Source organism: Streptomyces sp. NBC_00647, from assembly GCF_045207245.1.
Classification (GTDB): domain Bacteria; phylum Actinomycetota; class Actinomycetes; order Streptomycetales; family Streptomycetaceae; genus Streptomyces.
The window spans coordinates 3266585-3285384 of sequence record NZ_CP109040.1 but is presented as its reverse complement, the minus strand read 5'-3'; the positions used below and the strand labels follow the sequence as shown (position 1 = coordinate 3285384).

Genomic DNA, 18800 nt, shown 5'->3' with positions numbered 1-18800 from the left:
GGGACGCCGCCTTCGCGTATCCGGGACCGGGGCGGCCGTTACCGGGGTCCCGCGGACGTCGCTCCGGACGCCTCGGGCATCGTCATCCTGCCCTCGTGGATCGCCTGGCCGTCCGTCCCCACGACCTTCCGGCCGTCGAGCGGCTTCTCCAGGTGCACCGTCTTCTCGTAGATCTTGGCGATCAGGATGCAGACCTTGTTCTTCCAGGGCTTCTCCGTCACCGTCACGGTCACCTGGCCGGAGCTCTCGCTCGCCGACACCGTGTAGTCGGCACACACCCCGCCGGTGAAGCCGACCGTCAGGTCCCTGCCCTCCGCGGTGTAGCCCTGGACGTCCACGTCACGGGTGGCCGCCGGCGAGGACGGCTCGTCCTGCGGTGCGGTCGGCACCGGGGTCGGCTGTGCCGACGGTGCCGTCGAGGCCAGGAACTTCGGGTCGACCGCCGGATGCGTCACGGTGTAGGTGTCCCCGGAGCCCGGCGACCGCACCTCGAACAGCCAGGACGGCACGAGTGCCTGCCGCCCGTTCGCGCGGTGCGCCGCCAGTCCGAAGACGGCCTTCTCGACGGTCACCGTCTCCGGCTGCAGCGTCGGGGTCGGGTGCTCGCACGGCATCTCGTCCCGGTCCTTCAGCGGTACGGGGCTGGCACAGCCGCCGATGCCCATACGGCCGTCGCCCGATGCCGACGCCGACCCGTTCATCAGGTCCAGCGTCTTCTGCGCGCCGACGACCGGGTACGTGTCCCCCTTCACCGGCGTCTTCAACTGGCCGCTGCCGCCGATGACATGACCGTCCACATCGATCCGGAGGCCGGTCGTCCATCCGTACGTGGGCAGTCCGCCCACCACCGGATCGGCGTTCACCACCCGCACAGTGCCCATGAGCTGGTTCGCGTCCAGCTTCGCGTCGTCCTGGCCGACGGCCTTCAGCACGGGCGCCGCCGCCTTCTCGGCCGCCGCCTCGCTCACCGGGTCCGGCGCGAACTGGGTCAGAGAACCGGAGCCGACGGGCCGGCACAGCTTGCCCTTGGGGCAGTTGTCGGTCCCCGGGATGTACGAGCTGAAGGTCCAGGTCCCCGGCGCGTCCGCGTTCACCCGCAGGTTCGGCTCGGCGCCGTCCTTGACCGAGCCGACCGTCCAGGTGTCCCCGGCCAGCCGCGGGGTGCCCGCGAGGTCGAGGGCCTTCGCGAGCCGGGCCACCTCGGCCCCGGTCACCCTGCCCTCGGCCCAGTGGATGGGAGCCGAGCCCGGTCCCGCGGGGAGTTCGCCGTCGGCGCGGTAGGTCGCGCCGTAGGGGTTGGGCTCGCCGGGCGCGATGCCGTCGGTGCCGCCCGTGGCCGTGCTCGTGGTGCTCTCCGAGTAGCCGTCGAGGGCGAGCGGCGGGGGAGTGCCGTCGCCGCCGGGCGTACCGGAACGGCCGCCGCCGGACGCGGTCGCGGCGAAGTACGCCCCGCCGCCCCCGACGAGCAGCACCGCGGCGACGACCGAGGCGACGACCGCCGGCGTGTTCCGCCGCCGCGCCCCACCCGCTCCGTGACCCACGACGGGCCCTCCGACGATCCCCGAGATCGGACCTTCACCGATGTCCTCGACGGGGCCCTGGGCACGACGTGCGACGGCGTTTTCGGCGGGCTCCTCGGCGTGACCTGCGACAGCGTTTTCGGCGGGCGCCTCGACAGTGCCTTCGGTGGGCCCCTCGGATCGCCCGTCGCCCGCGCCTTCGGCAGGCCGCTGGGCGTGACCGTCGACGGTGTCCTCGCCACGGCTCTCGGCCGCGCCCTCGGCGGGCCCTCCGGTCGGGCTCTCGGCGCGCCCCTCGGCCGTCCCCTCGGCCCGCGCTTCGACAGGGCGCTCGGCGGACACATCGGCGGAGACCTCGGTGGAGTCGCCGGTGGTCGCCTCGCCGGGGTCACCGTCGGGGTCCTCGGCGGAACCCTCGGCGGAATCATCGACGGGATTCTCGACGGCGCCCTCGGTGGGACCCGCGTCGGGGCCTTCGACAGTGCCGTCGACGGCGCGCTCGGTGGCGCCCTCGACGGGACCCTGGCCGTGACCCTCGACGGGATCGGTCGCGTCGTTGTCGGGTCGCTCGGTGCTCACCGCATCGCTCCTTCGGCTCCACTGCTGTCCCATGACCCGGCCCTGTCAATGACGGGCTCTCCAGGGTCGTATACCGCATCCCCTTTACGGGGGACAGCGATGGGACGCAGCGGGGGAGCGCACGGTTCCCTGCGGGCGCTCTCCGTACTCACCCGTTCGGCGCCGCCGGACTCTCACCCGTACGGCGGCACCGCTCGGGCCGCGGCCGATCAGTCGCCGTAGTCGGACATCGCGTCCAGCAGTCGTGCCGAGGTGGGCGGAACGGTCACCCCGTGGATGAGTGAGGGGGAGACAGGGAGGGAAGAGACCGGTGCGGGAGCCGACCAGTGGCCGGCCATCCGGGCGCAGTCGCCGCGCAGCGACGCCATGTCGCCTTCCAGGTCGCTGACCGGGCCGAGCGGAGCGGTGTCATGGACCTTGAGGTTCGTCATACCGGAACCGTATGCACCGTTGCCGTCACGAAGAAAGATCTACTATCGGGTAGTTTTGGCTGCTTCAGAGGGCGTCCACGGACCCGGTAGCGTTAACTGTCAATCCCCCCTCCCCTCGCAGGAGCGTGTCCTAGCCGTGCGTATCGCAGTCACCGGCTCCATCGCCACCGACCACCTCATGACCTTTCCCGGCCGATTCGCCGACCAGCTGGTCGCGGATCAGCTGCACACGGTCTCCCTCTCCTTCCTGGTCGACAACCTCGACGTACGCCGGGGAGGGGTCGGCGCGAACATCGCGTTCGGCATGGGCCAGCTCGGTACCCGTCCGGTCCTGGTCGGGGCGGCAGGCTCCGACTTCGACGACTACCGCGCCTGGCTGGACCGGCACGGCGTCGACACCGACTCCGTCCGGATCTCCGAGGTGCTGCACACCGCGCGCTTCGTGTGCACCACGGACGCCGACCACAACCAGATCGGCTCCTTCTACACGGGCGCGATGAGCGAGGCCCGCCTCATCGAGCTCAAGGCCGTCGCGGACCGGGTCGGCGGTCTCGACCTCGTCCTGATCGGCGCGGACGACCCCGAGGGGATGCTCCGCCACACCGAGGAGTGCCGCTCGCGCGCGATCCCGTTCGCCGCCGACTTCTCGCAGCAGATCGCTCGCATGAACGGCGACGAGATCCGGATACTGCTGGACGGGGCGACGTACCTCTTCTCGAACGAGTACGAGAAGGGACTCATCGAGTCCAAGACCGGCTGGAGCGACGAGGAGATCCTCTCCAAGGTCGGCCACCGGGTGACCACCCTGGGCTCGCGCGGTGTCCGTATCGAGCGCTCCGGCGAGGACCCGATCGAGGTCGGGTGCCCCGAGGAGGAGCTCAAGGCGGACCCGACGGGCGTCGGTGACGCGTTCCGCGCCGGCTTCCTCTCCGGTCTCGCCTGGGGCGTCTCCCTGCAGCGTGCCGCCCAGGTCGGCTGCATGCTGGCCACCCTCGTCATCGAGACGGTCGGCACCCAGGAGTACCAGCTGCGCCGCGCCCACTTCATGGACCGCTTCACCAAGGCGTACGGCCATGACGCCGCCGCCGAGGTCCGGGTCCACCTCTCCTAGGGAAGGTCCGGGCCCGACACGCCCGGGCGGAGGCGGGAGTCCGCCCCGCCCGGGTCGAGGTCCCGGCCCGGGCCCCCGGCACCGGGGCGGGCCCTAGGACAGCCGGCGGACCACATAGGCCGAGCCGTGGTCCGCCGCTTCCTCGCCCACGTACTCCTGGCCCCGCATCTCGCACCATGCCGGGATGTCGAGGCGGGCCGCCTCGTCGTCGGAGAGGACCCGGACCGTGCCCCCGACCGGCACGTCCCCGATGACCTTGGCCAGCTCGATGACGGGGATCGGGCACCTTCTGCCCAGCGCGTTGACCACCAGCGAGTCGACGGAGGCGGGGGTCTTCGTCGCCGTCTCCGGCGCTCCCAGCTTCTCGCGGACCCCCGAGACGGCGCCCGGGAGGACCGACAGGAAGCGGTCGACGTCCTCCTCCGGGGTGCCGGGCGGCAGCGACACCCGCACGTTGCCCTCGCTCAGCACGCCCATGGCCTTCAGGACATGGCTGGGGGTGAGGGTGCTGCTCGTGCAGGACGAGCCCGAGGAGACCGAGAAGCCCGTCCGGTCCAGTTCGTGGAGCAGGGTCTCTCCGTCGACATAGAGACAGGAGAAGGTGACGATGCCCGGGAGCCGGCGGACCGGGTCGCCGACCACCTCGACGTCCGGCACCAGCGCGGGCACCCGTGCGCGGATCCGCTCCGTCAGTTCGCGCAGCCGTGCCGCCTCCCCGGCCGCCTCCGCGCGGACGGCTCGCAGCGAGGCCGCCGCCGCCACGATCGCCGGGATGTTCTCGAACCCGGCCGCCCGCCCCGACTCCCGCTCGTCCGCGGGCCCTTGGGGCGCGAACCGGACCCCCTTGCGTACGACGAGCAGTCCGACGCCCGAAGGGCCGCCCCATTTGTGGGCACTTGCCGTCAGCAGGGACCAGTCGCCCTCCACCCGCCCCCAGCCCAGCGACTGCGCCGCGTCCACCAGCAGCGGCACCCCCGCCTCCCGGCACATCTGTGCTACCTCGGCCACGGGTTGCTCCGTGCCCACCTCGTGGTTGGCGGACTGGAGACAGGCCAGTGCGGTGTCGGGGCGCAGGGCCGCGGCGTAGGAAGAAGGGGACACCCTGCCCGCCCGGTCCACCTGAACCTGGGTCACCGCCCCGCCCGACGCCTCGTGGACGTCTGCCGAATGGAGCACCGACGAATGTTCGACGGCTGACACGATCAGGTGGCTTCCGACCCGCCGCCGGCCCGCCAGGGCGCCCTCGATCCCGGAGTGCACCGCGAGGGTGCCGGAGGTGGTGAAGGCCAGTTCGTCGGGGCGGCAGCCCACCGCGTCGGCCGCCGCCTCGCGGGCCGCGTCGAGGAGCAGCCGGGCCCGGCGGCCCTCCCGGTACAGACGGGCGGGATCGGCCCACCCCTCATCGAGCGAGGCCTGCAGGGCCTGTCGGGCGACGGGGTGCAGCGGAGCCGCGGACGCGGCGTCGAAGTAGGACACGCCACCACGCTAGCCCGTCCTCCGGAGGGGGCGTCAGAAGCCATCCGGACTGGGGCATTCCAGGAGTCCTGAGAGCGCCTTCCAGGAGAAACAGCACTCCTTCGGGGAGTCGGGCGGCGCGTTGGGCACCCTCCCCGCGCGACCCCAAATAGCGTCCAGTAGGGTTTGGTCCGCATAAACATCCAAACCCCTGCCCGACGCAGGGCGGCGACCGGACCAGCGAGAAGGCCGCAGCCAACAGCGCGGGCGAGACTCTCGGGAAGGCGCTACGTGAGTCCCAACGGCTCCGACCGCTCGCCGCGGCGCCCGATGCGGCGGAAGCTGCTGCAGGCAATGACTGCGGGCCTGGTCCTGGCGACAGCCACTGGTTGCTCGTACAACTGGGAAGACTTCCCCCGCCTTGGTATGCCCACCCCGGTCACGGAGGAGGCTCCGCGGATCCTCTCCCTCTGGCAGGGCTCGTGGGCGGCCGCGCTCGCCACGGGCGTGCTGGTCTGGGGCCTGATCCTGTGGAGCGTCGTCTTCCACCGGCGCAGCCGGACCAAGGTCGAAGTTCCTCCGCAGACCCGGTACAACATGCCCATCGAGGCGCTGTACACGGTGGTCCCGCTCATCATCGTCTCGGTGCTGTTCTACTTCACCGCCCGTGACGAGACGAAGCTCCTCAGCCTCAAGCCGAAGCCCGACGTCACGGTCAACGTGGTGGGCTTCCAGTGGAGCTGGGGCTTCAACTACGTCGCGGACGTCCCCGGTTCCTCCGGGAACGCCAAGACGGATCCGAACCTGGCCGCCATTCCGGACCGGTTCAAGGCTGACTTCCCGGCGAACGCCGGCGGTGTCTACGACGTCGGTACCCCCGGTACGAAGAACCCGCAGACGGGCAACCCCGGTCCGACCCTCTGGCTCCCCAAGGGCAAGACGGTCCGCTTCGTCCTCACTTCGCGTGACGTCATCCACTCCTTCTGGGTGGTGCCGTTCCTGATGAAGCAGGACGTCATCCCGGGCCACACCAATGCCTTCCAGGTGACCCCCAACCATGAGGGCACCTTCATGGGCAAGTGCGCCGAGCTGTGCGGCGTCGACCACTCCCGGATGCTCTTCAACGTGAAGGTCGTCTCCCCCGAGCGCTACGAGGCCCACCTCAAGGAGCTCGCGGCGAAGGGACAGACCGGTTACGTCCCGGCCGGCATTGAGCAGACGGGCCACGAGAAGAACCGGGAGACGAACAACCTGTGAGCATCCTCAATGAACCCCAGGGTGCCGCCGCCGAAGACTCGTACGAGAACGAGCTGCCGGTACGGCGCAAGCAGCCCGGCAGCGTAGTGATCAAGTGGCTCACCACCACTGACCACAAGACGATCGGCACGCTGTATCTGGTGACGTCGTTCGCGTTCTTCTGCATCGGTGGCGTCATGGCGCTGCTCATGCGTGCCGAGCTGGCGCGTCCCGGACTGCAGATCATGTCGAACGAGCAGTTCAACCAGGCGTTCACGATGCACGGCACGATCATGCTGCTGATGTTCGCGACGCCGCTGTTCGCCGGTTTCACGAACTGGATCATGCCGCTTCAGATCGGCGCGCCCGACGTGGCGTTCCCGCGGCTGAACATGTTCGCCTACTGGCTGTACCTCTTCGGTTCCACGATCGCCGTGGGCGGCTTCCTCACCCCGCAGGGTGCGGCCGACTTCGGCTGGTTCGCCTACAGCCCGCTGTCGGACGCCGTCCGCTCGCCGGGCATCGGCGCCGACATGTGGATCATGGGTCTGGCCTTCTCCGGCTTCGGCACCATCCTCGGCGCGGTCAACTTCATCACCACGATCATCTGCATGCGCGCTCCGGGCATGACGATGTTCCGCATGCCGATCTTCGTCTGGAACGTCCTGCTCACCGCGGTCCTGGTGCTGCTGGCCTTCCCCGTCCTCGCGGCGGCGCTGTTCGCGCTGGAGGCGGACCGAAAATTCGGTGCGCATGTGTTCGACCCAGCCAACGGCGGGGCCCTGCTCTGGCAACACCTCTTCTGGTTCTTCGGCCATCCAGAGGTGTACATCATCGCGCTGCCGTTCTTCGGAATCATTTCCGAGGTCATCCCGGTGTTCTCGCGCAAGCCGATGTTCGGCTACATGGGCCTGATCGGCGCGACCATCGCGATCGCCGGTCTGTCCGTGACCGTGTGGGCGCACCACATGTACGTCACCGGTGGCGTGCTGCTCCCGTTCTTCTCCTTCATGACGTTCCTCATCGCCGTACCCACCGGCGTGAAGTTCTTCAACTGGATCGGAACGATGTGGAAGGGCTCGTTGTCCTTCGAGACACCGATGCTCTGGGCCGTCGGCTTCCTCATCACCTTCACCTTCGGTGGTCTGACCGGCGTCATCCTGGCCTCGCCGCCGATGGACTTCCACGTGTCCGACTCCTACTTCGTGGTGGCGCACTTCCACTACGTGGTCTTCGGCACCGTGGTGTTCGCGATGTTCTCCGGCTTCCACTTCTGGTGGCCGAAGATGACGGGCAAGATGCTCGACGAGCGTCTCGGCAAGATCACCTTCTGGACGCTGTTCGTGGGCTTCCACGGCACGTTCCTGGTGCAGCACTGGCTGGGTGCCGAGGGCATGCCGCGTCGTTACGCGGACTACCTCGCGGCCGACGGCTTCACCGCGCTGAACACGATCTCGACGATCAGCTCGTTCCTGCTCGGCCTGTCGATCCTGCCGTTCCTCTACAACGTGTGGAAGACGGCCAAGTACGGCAAGAAGGTCGAGGTCGACGACCCGTGGGGTTACGGCCGCTCGCTGGAGTGGGCGACCTCGTGCCCGCCGCCGCGGCACAACTTCCTCACCCTGCCGCGGATCCGCAGTGAATCCCCGGCGTTCGACCTGCACCACCCGGAGATCGCCGCTCTCGACCAGCTCGAGAACGCCGGTCACGGTTCGGCGTCCCTCGCTGGTGGCAAGGAGGCCGGCAAGTGAAGGTTCAAGGCAAGATGTTCCTCTGGCTGGCCGTGTTCATCCTCGTCATGGGGATCGTCTACGGCGTGTGGTCCAAGGAGCCGGCCGGCACCACGGCCCTCTTCATGGGCTTCGGCCTCAGCATCATGATCGGCTACTACCTGGCCTTCACGGCCCGGCGTGTCGACCAGCTGGCGCAGGACAACAAGGAGGCCGACGTCGCGGACGAGGCCGGCGAAGTGGGCTTCTTCAGCCCCCACAGCTGGCAGCCGCTCTCGCTCGGCGTCGGTGGCGCCCTCGCCTTCATGGGCGTCGTCTTCGGCTGGTGGCTGCTGTACTTCTCGGCCCCGCTCATCATGCTCGGCCTGTGGGGCTGGGTCTTCGAGTACTACCACGGTGAGAACCGCACCCAGTAGCACGCGCTGAACGCCCGGGAGCCCGGACACTCCGTCAGGAGAGTCCGGGCTCCCTCGTTTGCCACGACTTTTGTCCCTCACTCGGCTCACTCGGCGCGCCGTGCTTGACGAGCGTTCATAGCGTGAGCTCATGAACCACTCACCGCGAATCCGCACGGTCGTCAGCTGCACCGCGCTGGTGGTCGCCCTCGGCGCGGGCACCACCGCCTGCGGCTCCGACGGCCACCCGCTCTCGGCGAAGCCGTACGACGCGGCGGAAGAGATCTCGTTCAAGGGTCCCGCCGGAGACAGCGAGAAGTCCGGCAAGGTCGACCCCGACAAGCCCCTGGAAATCACCTCCGAGAGTGATGACGGGCGCATCACCGACGTGACCGCCACGGACGCCTCAGGACGCTATGTCGCGGGCGAGCTGGCCGCCGACGGCAGCCGCTGGCACAGCACTTCGCCCCTGGCCGCCGGCGCCCACTACACGGTGCGCGTGAGCACCGAGGACGAGGACGGAGCCCCCGGCCGCAAGGTCATCGGCTTCGACACCAGCACGCCGAAGACCAAGAAGCTGCTGAACGTCGCATTCGGCCCCAAGGCGGGCAAGTACGGCGTCGGCCAGCCCATCACGGCCGAACTCAGCGCCCCCGTCAAGGACAAGGCGGCCCGCAAGGTCGTCGAGCGCGCCCTCAGGGTCGACTCCACCCCCGCGGTGGACGGCACCTGGCACTGGGTGGACGACAAGACGCTGCACTACCGCCCCAAGGAGTACTGGCCCACCCACGCCACCATCACGGCGCACAGCAACCTCGCCGGCGTCAGGATCGGCGAACGTCTGTGGGGCGGCAACGGCAAGACTGTGAAGATCACCACGGGCGACAGCCTGCTCGCCCTGACCGACGCCGCCACGCACTCCATGAAGGTCTACCGCAACGGCGAGGTGATCAAGGAGATTCCCGTCACCACCGGCAAGCCCGGCTTCGACACCCGCAACGGCGTCAAGGTCGTGCTGGGCAAGGAGTACTTCGTACGGATGCGCGGGACCAGCATCGGTATCGCGGAGGGCAGTTCGGACTCCTACGACCTGCCGGTCTACTACGCGACGAGGGTCACCTGGAGCGGCGAGTACGTCCACGCCGCGCCCTGGTCGACCGGCTCGCAGGGGTACGCCAACGTCAGCCACGGCTGCACCGGTATGAGCACCGGCAACGCCGAGTGGTTCTTCGACACCTTCAACGAGGGCGACCTCGTCAAGGTCGTCAACTCCGACGGCAAGACGATGGACCCGTTCGGCAACGGCTTCGGCGACTGGAACCTCGACTGGAAGAACTGGCGCGCGGGCAGCGCTCTGGTGGCCGGGTCCCCGGACGCTCCGAATCCGGCCCAGCGCGCGAGGCTGCGCCCCGAGAGTGTGTGAGGCCGCGCCCCTCGCGGGGCGCGGGTCCTCAGGCGCTCAGAAGGTTCCTGCGACGCAGCAGGGAGGCCAGAGAGGCGGCGAACTCCACCGGGTCGACCGGCAGGGTCACGGCGGCGTCGGCACGGCTCCAGGTGGCCAGCCAGGCGTCCTGCGGGCGGGCGATGAGCACCAGCGCGGGCGGGCAGTTGAAGATCTCGTCCTTGATCTGCCGGCACACCCCCATGCCGCCCATGGGCACCGCCTCGCCGTCCAGCACGCAGACGTCGATGCCGCCCTTGTCCAGCTCCATGATGACGGCCGCCGGTGTCGCGCATTCGATGAACTCGACGACGGGAACGTCCGGGGCGGGCCTGCGCCCCGTGGCGAGCCGCACCTGTGCGCGGGTGTTGGAGTCGTCGCTGTAGACCAGCACCGTGGCGGTCGGCTGCATTCTTCCTCCGAGACGTCAGCGTCGTACGGACATGAAGCGGTCGGGCTGATCCATCCCTGCCCGATGCGCGGATGCTACTCCCTTGAACACCTCGTCAGCACCGGTTCGGACACGGCTTCGATGGGCCATACGGGCTGGACACACCCCGTCAACACTCCGAACGGCACCCCCCGGGGTGAGGGCGGGATAAGCGACCGACATAATGTCGGTCGTGGCGACAGCAACGACAGTAGAAACCGGGCACGCGCACCCGTCGGTCAATCGGCCGAACCTCACCAGCGTCGGAACGATCATCTGGCTGAGTTCCGAGCTGATGTTCTTCGCGGCCCTCTTCGCGATGTACTTCACCCTGCGATCGGTGACCGGGCCGGATCACTGGAAGGAAATGGCGTCCAGCCTGAACCTTCCGTTCTCGGCGACGAACACCACGATCCTGGTGCTCTCCTCCCTGACCTGTCAGCTCGGCGTCTTCGCCGCCGAGCGCGGGGACGTGAAGAAGCTCCGGATGTGGTTCATCGTCACCTTCATCATGGGTGCGATCTTCATCGGCGGTCAGGTCTTCGAGTACACCGAACTGGTCACGAAGGACGGGCTCTCGCTCTCCTCCGACCCGTACGGCTCGGTGTTCTACCTGACCACCGGCTTCCACGGACTGCATGTGACGGGCGGCCTCATCGCCTTCCTGCTGGTCCTCGGTCGCACCTACGCGGCTCGGAGATTCACTCACGAGCAGGCAACCGCCGCCATCGTCGTGTCCTACTACTGGCACTTCGTCGATGTCGTCTGGATCGGCCTTTTCGCCACGATCTACCTGATCAAGTAATCGGGCCCACGCCCGAACATCCAGAAGCACCGACGCAGAAGATCCTGACACCGGGGTAATCCGTGAAAAAGCTCTCCGCACGACGACGCCATCCGCTGGCGGCGGTCGTCGTCCTACTCCTCGCGCTGGCGGCCACCGGGGGGCTGTACGCCGCGTTCGCACCCGCGGGCAAGGCGCAGGCCGATGAAACCGCCCAGTCCCTCGGCATCACCGAGGGCAAGAAGCTGTACGCCGTTGGCTGCGCAAGCTGCCACGGAGCCGGCGGTCAGGGCACCACCGACGGGCCGAGCCTGGTGGGTGTGGGCGCCGCGGCGGTCGACTTCCAGGTCGGCACCGGCCGTATGCCGGCCCAGCAGCCGGGCGCGCAGATCCCGAAGAAGAAGGTCATCTACACGCAGGCCGAGATCGACCAGCTCGCGGCCTTCATCGCCTCGCTCGGCGCGGGTCCCACGATCCCGACGAAGAGCCAGGTCAGCCCCGAGGGTGCGGACATCGCCAAGGGCGGTGAACTCTTCCGCACCAACTGCGCCCAGTGCCACAACTTCACCGGCAAGGGCGGCGCGCTGACACACGGCAAGTACGCGCCGGACCTGGAGGGTGTCGACCCGAAGCACATCTACGAGGCCATGCAGACGGGCCCGCAGAACATGCCGTCCTTCCCCGACACCACGCTGACGGAGAAGAACAAGCAGGACATCATCGCGTACCTCGACGCGGTCAACGGTGACGACACCGAGAGCCCCGGCGGTCTTGAGCTGGGCGGCCTCGGGCCGGTCAGCGAGGGCCTGTTCGGCTGGGTCTTCGGTCTCGGAACCCTGGTCGCCGTCGCCGTCTGGGTCGCCGCTCGGACCGCAAAGGCCAAGAAGTCATGAGTAGCCAAGACATTCCAGAAGAGAACGTGCCCGCTGAGCGGGCCACCGACGACCACGCCGAGCACGGTCGTGGCTCGGTAGCCGTCGCGGACGAGCAGAACCCGTTCGCGGACCCGGGGCTTCCGCCCCATGAGCACCGCATCCAGGACATCGACGAGCGGGCCGCCAAGCGGTCCGAACGCCTTGTCGCCATGCTCTTCGTGCTGTCGATGCTGGCCACCGTCGGCTTCATCGCCTCGTACGTGGCGATCCCGAACGACAAGTCGGTCTTCGTCTTCCCGCTCGGGCACATCAGCGCGCTGAACTTCGCGCTGGGCATGACGCTCGGTGTGGCGCTGTTCGCGATCGGCGCGGGTGCGGTCCACTGGGCCCGCACGCTGATGTCCGACGTGGAGATCGCCGACGAGCGTCACGCGATCGAGGCGGAGCCCGAGGTCAAGGCCAAGGTCATGGCCGACTTCAAGGCGGGTGCCAAGGAGTCCGCGCTCGGCCGTCGCAAGCTGATCCGCAACACGATGTTCGGCGCGCTGGCCCTGTTCCCGCTCTCCGGCGTCATGCTGCTGCGCGACCTCGGTCCGCTGCCGGGCACGAAGCTGCGCCACACGCTGTGGTCCAAGGGCAAGCTCCTCGTCAACATGAACACGAACGAGCCGCTGCGTCCCTCGGACGTGGCCGTCGGTTCGCTCACCTTCGCCAAGCCCGAGGGCCTGGAGGAGCACGACGAGGACTTCCAGAAGGAGATCGCCAAGGCGGCCCTGATGATCATCCGGCTCCAGCCGGACAACATCAAGGACAAGCAGGAACTCGAGTGGTCCTACGACGGCATCGTGGCCTACTCGAAGATCTGCACCCACGTCGGATGCCCGATCTCCCTGTACGAGCAGCAGACGCACCACGCGCTGTGCCCGTGCCACCAGTCCACCTTCGACCTCTCCGACGGTGCCCGAGTCATCTTCGGCCCGGCGGGTCACGCCCTGCCGCAGCTGCAGATCGGTGTGAACGCTGAGGGCTACCTCGAGGCGCTCAGCGACTTCAAGGAGCCCGTCGGTCCTGCATTCTGGGAGCGCGGATGAGCACTACCACCACCTCCGACTCGCGCTCCTCGCGCGAGAAGGCGCCCGCCGGTGAGCGGGTGGCCGACTGGGCCGACGGCCGTCTGGGGATCTACTCCCTGGCCAAGTCCAACATGCGCAAGATCTTCCCCGACCACTGGTCGTTCATGCTGGGTGAGATCTGCCTGTACAGCTTCATCATCATCATCCTCACGGGTGTGTACCTGACGCTGTTCTTCCACCCGTCGATGAACGAGGTGGAGTACCACGGCAGCTACGTCCCGCTGCAGGGCCAGCTGATGTCCGAGGCGTTCAACTCGACCATGCACATCTCCTTCGATGTGCGCGGTGGCCTGCTGATCCGGCAGATCCACCACTGGGCGGCGCTGATCTTCCTCGCCGGCATGTTCGTGCACATGATGCGCGTGTTCTTCACGGGTGCGTTCCGCAAGCCGCGTGAGGTCAACTGGGTCTTCGGATTCCTGCTGTTCGTCCTCGGCATGTTCACCGGGTTCACCGGTTACTCGCTCCCGGACGACCTGCTCTCCGGCACCGGTGTCCGCTTCATGGAGGGCGCGGTCCTGTCCGTGCCGATCGTGGGCACGTACCTGTCGTTCTTCCTGTTCGGCGGCGAGTTCCCGGGCGGCGACTTCGTGGCCCGCTTCTACTCGGTGCACGTGCTGCTGCTGCCGGGCATCATGCTCGGCCTCGTGGTGGGCCACCTGATCCTGGTCTTCTACCACAAGCACACGCAGTTCGCGGGCCCCGGCAAGACGAACAACAACGTCGTCGGCATGCCGCTGCTGCCGGTCTACATGGCCAAGGCCGGAGGCTTCTTCTTCCTGGTCTTCGGTGTCATCGCGGCCATCGCGGCGATCGCGTCCATCAACCCGATCTGGGCGATGGGTCCGTACCGTCCGGACATGGTGTCCACGGGCGCCCAGCCCGACTGGTACATGGGCTTCTCCGAGGGCCTGATCCGTGTCATGCCGGGCTGGGAGATCAACCTCTGGGGTCACACGCTCGTCCTGGGTGTGTTCATCCCGCTGGTGATCTTCCCGCTGGTCCTGGTCGCGATCGCGGTCTACCCGTTCATCGAGTCCTGGGTCACCGGCGACAAGCGCGAGCATCACATCCTGGACCGCCCGCGCAACGTCCCGACCCGGACCGCGTTCGGTGCCGCCTGGATCAGCTGGTACTTCGTCCTGCTCGTCGGTGGCGGCAACGACATCTGGGCCACGCACTTCCACCTGTCGATCAACTCGATCACCTGGTTCGTCCGGATCGCGTTCTTCGTCGTGCCGGTGCTGACGTTCATCGCCACCAAGCGGATCTGCCTCGGCCTCCAGCGCCGGGACCGGGACAAGGTGCTGCACGGCCGCGAGTCGGGCATCATCAAGCGCCTGCCGCACGGTGAGTTCATCGAGGTCCACGAGCCGCTCAGCCAGGACGCGCTGCACACGCTCACCGCGCACGAGCAGTACAAGCCGGCCGAGATCGGCCCGACGGTCGACGAGAACGGTGTCGAGCGCAAGGTCTCGGGCACGCAGAAGCTGCGCGCCAAGATGAGCGAGGGCTTCTACGGGGAGGACAGCCAGATCCCCAAGCCCACCGTCGAGGAGTACAAGGAGATCACGAGCGGCCACGGCCACCACTGATCCCCGGTAGTTCGCCACGGCGAGAGCCCCGTCCAGGCACTGGACGGGGCTCTTTGCCGTCTCCCGGGCTGGATAGGGTGGAGTCACCCCGCGCAAGGGGTGAGTCCCTTCGCGTCACCTACGAACCCAGGAGCGACCATGAGCGCTGTGAACCCCGCTGGAGGCGACACCGCGGCGGTCCGTTCCTGGCCCCAGGTACTGAACGGCCTGCTCGAGGGCCGCGACCAGAGCGCGGACGACACGGCCTGGGCGATGGACCGCATCATGCGCGGAGAGGCGACCGACGCGCAGATCGCCGGGTTCGTGGTGGCCCTGCGGGCCAAGGGTGAGACCGTCGAGGAGATCTCGGGACTCGTCCGGGCGATGTACGAGCACGCCAATGTGATCGAGGTGCCCGGGCACACCGTCGACATCGTCGGCACGGGCGGCGACGGCGCGAAGACCGTCAACATCTCCACGATGTCCTCGATCGTGGTCGCCGGCACCGGCGCCAAGGTGGTCAAGCACGGCAACCGGGCCGCGTCCTCCGCGTCCGGCTCCTCCGACGTCCTGGAGAAGCTCGGCGTCAATCTCCAGCTCACGGTGAAGCGGGTCGCCGAGGTGGCCGAAGAGGCCGGGATCACCTTCTGCTTCGCGGTGAAGTTCCACCCGGCGCTGCGTCATGCGGCGGCGGCCCGCGGCCAGTTGGGCATCAGGACGACCTTCAACGTGCTCGGCCCGCTGACCAATCCGGCGCGGGTGAAGGCCCAGGCGGTCGGAGTCGCCGACCCGCGCATGGCGCCGATCGTGGCGGGCGTGTTCGCCGAGCGCGGCAACTCCTCGCTCGTCTTCCGCGGCGACGACGGCCTCGACGAGCTGACCACCACCGCGGGCTCCGACGTCTGGGTGGTCCGTGACGGCTCGGTCACCGAGGAGCGCTTCGACCCGCGCGACGTCGGTCTCGACATCGTCCCGGTGGAGGCCCTCCGCGGCGCCGACGCCTCGTACAACGCGGAGGTCGCCCGGCGCCTGCTGGACGGCGAGACCGGGCCCGTACGGGACGCGGTCCTGCTGAACTCGGCGGCGGCCCTGGTGGCCCTGTCGCCGACCGACGCCCCGCTCGCGGACCAGCTCCGCGCCGGAATGGCGAAGGCGGCCGAGGCGATCGACTCCGGGGCCGCGAAGCGCACTCTGGAGCGCTGGGTGGCCGCCAGCAACGCCTGATCCACCAGTGCCGCGGAGCAAGGCGCAGTCCAGAATCCGGACTGCGCCTTGCGCGTGGAAGATCCTCTGGCAAGATGCTGTGTCAGGTCATGAGTGACAGCCATCAGGCCCCGGCCGGCTGTCCGGCAACCCTCCGTCCGTGGCGGGGTGCCCCGGGTGAAGACCAGGTCGTAGGCAGCGAGGTCTACGGCAAGCGCGGACCCCTCCCGCTCTTCCGGGCGGATGCAACCAGGGGTCCTGGTCGTTCGAGGGAGCCTTCTGTGAGCAAGCGAATGCGATAGGGCGTCGAGCCCCGCCTCCGCACACCCTTTTTCACCTTTCCCTGCGCTGAGCCCTGCTTCCGGGCGGCCGGCTCGCGCAGCGATCCCGCCTGCCTCTCACAGGAGCTCGCCATGTCTGTCTCCACCGCTGCCGCCGACCAGACCGTTTGTGCCCCCTTGGCCGTTCTCGGCCGGGATGTCACCGTCCCGCTCGTCACCGGCGGCGAGGTCACCTACGCCGCCCTCGACTACGCCGCCAGCGCGCCCGCCCTCCAGCGGGTGTGGGACGACGTGGCCGCGTACGCGCCGTACTACGGCAGCGTCCACCGGGGCGCCGGCTACCTCTCGCAGCTGTCCACCGACCTCTTCGAGAACGCCCGCAGGACCGTCGAGGAGTTCCTGGACTGCCGCGCCGGGGACCAGGTGGTCTTCACCCGCTCCACCACCGACTCGCTCAACCTGCTCGCCGCCGCGCTCCCGGCCGGCTGCGAGGTCTTCGTCTTCGAGACCGAGCACCACGCCTCGCTGCTGCCCTGGCGCGACGCCCGGGTGACCTACCTGAACGCCCCGCGCACCCCGGGCGAGGCCGTCGCCACCCTGGAGCACGCCCTCGCCGCCCGTGATCCCCACGGGCCGGCCCTGGTCTGTGTCACCGGTGCCTCGAACGTCACCGGGGAGCTGTGGCCGGTGCGTGAGCTGGCCGCCGCCGCGCACGCCCACGGCGCCCGGATCGTCCTCGACGCCGCGCAGCTCGCCCCGCACCACCCGGTGTCGGTCCAGGACCTCGACGTCGACTGGGTCGCCTTCTCCGGGCACAAGCTGTACGCGCCCTTCGGCTCCGGTGTCCTCGCGGGCCGCTCCGACTGGCTGCGCGAGGCCGAGCCGTACCTCGCGGGCGGCGGCGCCAGCCGCAAGGTCTCCCGGCGCGCGGACGGCGGCGTGGACGTGGAGTGGCACGACAGCGCCGCCCGGCACGAGGCGGGCTCGCCGAACGTCATCGGCGCCTACTCGATCGCGTCGGCCTGCAAGGCGCTCACCGAGGAGGGCTTCGACAACCTTCTCGCCCGTGAGCAGCACCTGATCCGTACCGTCCGCGCGGGTCTCGCGGAGGTCCCGGAGGTCCGGGTCCTCTCCCTCTTCGGTGACGACGCCCCGCGGGTCGGCGTCATCTCCTTCGTCGTCGAGGGATGGAACAGCTCGCACTTCGCGGCCGCGCTCTCCGCCGAGTACGGCATCGGCGTCCGTGACGGCCTCTTCTGCGCCCACCCGCTGGTCCGCACGCTGCTCGGCAGCGACCCGGAGACCCAGGGGGAGTGCGGCGCCCCGGAGGCAGCGCCCGGCGAGAAGTCCCTCAACGCCATCCGGGTCAGCTTCGGCGCCGGCACGCCCGACGAGCACGTCGAGCGTTTCGTCCGCGCGGTGCGCGAGCTGGTCCGGGACGGCGCCCGGTGGCAGTACCGCACCGAGGGCGGCCGCTGCGTCCCGGCCGTCTGACGCCCGCGCAGGTCACGCCCGGAGGCGGCGTCCCGTCGGTCAGGAATCGAGACCGATCGCGAACGCCGCCTCCAGGTCGTGCTCGGAGTACGTACGGAACGCCACGTGCGTGTCCGTCGCCTCGACGCCCGGGATCTTGCTGATCCTGCCGGGGATGACGTCCGCCAGGTCGTCGTGGGCCTTGACCCGGACCATCGCGATCAGGTCGTAGGTGCCGGTGACGGAGAAGACCTCGCTGACGCTCTCCAGTGACGCGATCGACTCGGCGATCTCGGGGATCCGGTCCACGCTGGTCTTGATGAGGACGATCGCGGTGATCACGGCTGGTTCTCTCCCTCGGGGGCCACTGCTGGGGGATCTCACCCTACTCGCGGTCCACCTGGCCCGGCTGCCGCGCCGGGGGTCCCGGCAGCGCCCCCGGGGAGGGTGCGGCGGCCCCACGGCGCCCGAAGCGCGCCCACGCGTAGACGAAGCCCAGCGAGAAGCCCACGAGGTGGGCCAGATAGGCGACCCCGGGTCCGGAGTCGCTGCGGCCCGCCGCCAGCCATTGCAGCGCGAACCAGAACGGCAGCACCACCCAGGCCGGGAACCGCAGCGGAAGGAAGAAGAGGAACGGGAAGAGACTGGTCACCCGGGCCTTGGGGAACAGGTACAGAAACGCGCCGAGTACCGCGGAGATCGCCCCGGACGCCCCGACCAGGGACTGCTGCGAGCCGGCGTTGGCGGCGGCGTAACCGAGCAGGGCGACATATCCGCAGCCCAGGTAGAAGAGGGCGAACTCGACATGGCCCATGCGTTCCTCGGTCATCACCCCGAAGACGTAGAAGAACAGCATGTTGCCCAGGAGGTGGAGCCAGCTGCCGTGGATGAACAGGGCCGTGGCCGGGGTGAGTGCCTCGCGCGGGGCCCCGCCGAAGAGGTCGGACGGCACCACGCCCCAGCGGCGGAAGTACGCGCGCTGGGCGACCAGCAGTTCGTCCCCGGTGCCGTACGCGGGATCGAGGCCCGAGGCGGGACCGATGACGAAGATCAGACAGCACAGGACGATCAGCCCGTACGTCACCGGCGCGGACTGGCCCCGCAACGCCCTGCCGACCGCCGTACTCCAATTGCCGATCATGGTACAGA

General features: G+C 69.0%; 17 protein-coding genes and 1 riboswitch. Of the genes, 11 read left to right on the top strand and 6 right to left on the bottom strand.

Translation table 11 applies throughout. The features are described from left to right. Positions 1-38: 38 nt before the first annotated feature. The gene (locus tag OG788_RS14505) at positions 39-1862 is read right to left on the bottom strand and encodes a hypothetical protein (RefSeq protein ID WP_406376748.1); all 1824 of its coding nucleotides are present in this window, start codon (positions 1860-1862) and stop codon (positions 39-41) included. A 446-nt stretch (positions 1863-2308) separates the two neighbouring features. Then, positions 2309-2530: a hypothetical protein gene (locus tag OG788_RS14500; protein ID WP_266757870.1), complete on the bottom strand. Its 222-nt coding sequence runs from the start codon at positions 2528-2530 to the stop codon at positions 2309-2311. A 136-nt stretch (positions 2531-2666) separates the two neighbouring features. Here OG788_RS14500 and OG788_RS14495 point away from each other — a divergent pair, with 136 nt between their 5' ends. Beyond that, positions 2667-3641 (top strand): carbohydrate kinase family protein, encoded by a 975-nt coding sequence (locus tag OG788_RS14495; RefSeq protein ID WP_351557046.1) that lies wholly within the window; start codon positions 2667-2669, stop codon positions 3639-3641. A gap of 93 nt (positions 3642-3734) precedes the next feature. On the opposite strand, the gene OG788_RS14490 is transcribed toward OG788_RS14495, so the two are convergent. Beyond that, on the bottom strand, positions 3735-5117 hold the full coding sequence (locus OG788_RS14490) for a cysteine desulfurase/sulfurtransferase TusA family protein (protein WP_406371173.1): 1383 nt from the start codon (positions 5115-5117) through the stop codon (positions 3735-3737). 270 nt (positions 5118-5387) lie between these two features. On the opposite strand from OG788_RS14490, the gene coxB reads away from it, so the two are divergent. The 4 genes from coxB to OG788_RS14470 all read left to right on the top strand — a co-directional run bounded on the left by coxB (position 5388) and on the right by OG788_RS14470 (position 9880). Further along, positions 5388-6353 carry a cytochrome c oxidase subunit II gene (coxB, locus tag OG788_RS14485; RefSeq protein ID WP_406371171.1) on the top strand — a complete coding sequence of 322 codons (966 nt, stop codon included), beginning with the start codon at positions 5388-5390 and terminating at the stop codon, positions 6351-6353. Continuing rightward, complete coding sequence (gene ctaD / locus OG788_RS14480) at positions 6350-8083, top strand: cytochrome c oxidase subunit I (protein ID WP_356758746.1); 1734 nt, start codon at positions 6350-6352, stop codon at positions 8081-8083. The genes coxB and ctaD overlap by 4 nt, the downstream gene beginning before the upstream one ends. Further along, on the top strand, positions 8080-8478 hold the full coding sequence (locus OG788_RS14475; protein WP_351539911.1) for a cytochrome c oxidase subunit 4: 399 nt from the start codon (positions 8080-8082) through the stop codon (positions 8476-8478). Before ctaD ends, OG788_RS14475 begins: the two co-directional genes overlap by 4 nt. Positions 8479-8608: 130 nt before the next feature. Continuing rightward, on the top strand, positions 8609-9880 hold the full coding sequence (locus OG788_RS14470; protein ID WP_406371169.1) for an Ig-like domain-containing protein: 1272 nt from the start codon (positions 8609-8611) through the stop codon (positions 9878-9880). Positions 9881-9908: 28 nt separating this feature from the next. On the opposite strand, the gene OG788_RS14465 is transcribed toward OG788_RS14470, so the two are convergent. After that, entirely contained in the window at positions 9909-10310 is a 402-nt protein-coding gene (locus OG788_RS14465) for a hypothetical protein (protein ID WP_351539916.1), read from the bottom strand. A gap of 202 nt (positions 10311-10512) precedes the next feature. Here OG788_RS14465 and OG788_RS14460 point away from each other — a divergent pair, with 202 nt between their 5' ends. From OG788_RS14460 to OG788_RS14435, 6 genes are all read left to right on the top strand, one after another. After that, on the top strand, positions 10513-11133 hold the full coding sequence (locus OG788_RS14460; RefSeq protein WP_261706947.1) for a heme-copper oxidase subunit III: 621 nt from the start codon (positions 10513-10515) through the stop codon (positions 11131-11133). Positions 11134-11195: 62 nt separating this feature from the next. Then, a complete protein-coding gene (locus OG788_RS14455; RefSeq protein ID WP_406371167.1) occupies positions 11196-12005 on the top strand; it encodes a c-type cytochrome in 810 nt (269 codons plus the stop codon). Beyond that, on the top strand, positions 12002-13078 hold the full coding sequence (locus tag OG788_RS14450) for a Rieske 2Fe-2S domain-containing protein (protein ID WP_351539922.1): 1077 nt from the start codon (positions 12002-12004) through the stop codon (positions 13076-13078). Before OG788_RS14455 ends, OG788_RS14450 begins: the two co-directional genes overlap by 4 nt. Next, on the top strand, positions 13075-14715 hold the full coding sequence (locus OG788_RS14445; RefSeq protein ID WP_406371166.1) for a cytochrome bc complex cytochrome b subunit: 1641 nt from the start codon (positions 13075-13077) through the stop codon (positions 14713-14715). Before OG788_RS14450 ends, OG788_RS14445 begins: the two co-directional genes overlap by 4 nt. Positions 14716-14853: 138 nt before the next feature. Beyond that, positions 14854-15918 (top strand): anthranilate phosphoribosyltransferase, encoded by a 1065-nt coding sequence (gene trpD / locus OG788_RS14440; protein ID WP_351539926.1) that lies wholly within the window; start codon positions 14854-14856, stop codon positions 15916-15918. 85 nt (positions 15919-16003) lie between these two features. Next, positions 16004-16120: riboswitch (SAM riboswitch) on the top strand. Positions 16121-16310: 190 nt separating this feature from the next. Continuing rightward, positions 16311-17672, top strand: a complete 1362-nt coding sequence (locus OG788_RS14435; RefSeq protein ID WP_406371164.1) for an aminotransferase class V-fold PLP-dependent enzyme — start codon at positions 16311-16313, stop codon at positions 17670-17672. Positions 17673-17711: 39 nt separating this feature from the next. Here OG788_RS14435 and OG788_RS14430 read toward each other — a convergent pair whose 3' ends face one another. Next, the gene (locus OG788_RS14430) at positions 17712-17993 is read right to left on the bottom strand and encodes an Lrp/AsnC ligand binding domain-containing protein (RefSeq protein ID WP_351131704.1); all 282 of its coding nucleotides are present in this window, start codon (positions 17991-17993) and stop codon (positions 17712-17714) included. 43 nt (positions 17994-18036) lie between these two features. Further along, positions 18037-18792, bottom strand: coding sequence for a rhomboid family intramembrane serine protease (locus OG788_RS14425; RefSeq protein ID WP_406371161.1), 756 nt, complete (start codon positions 18790-18792; stop codon positions 18037-18039). Between the last annotated feature and the right edge of the window lie 8 nt (positions 18793-18800).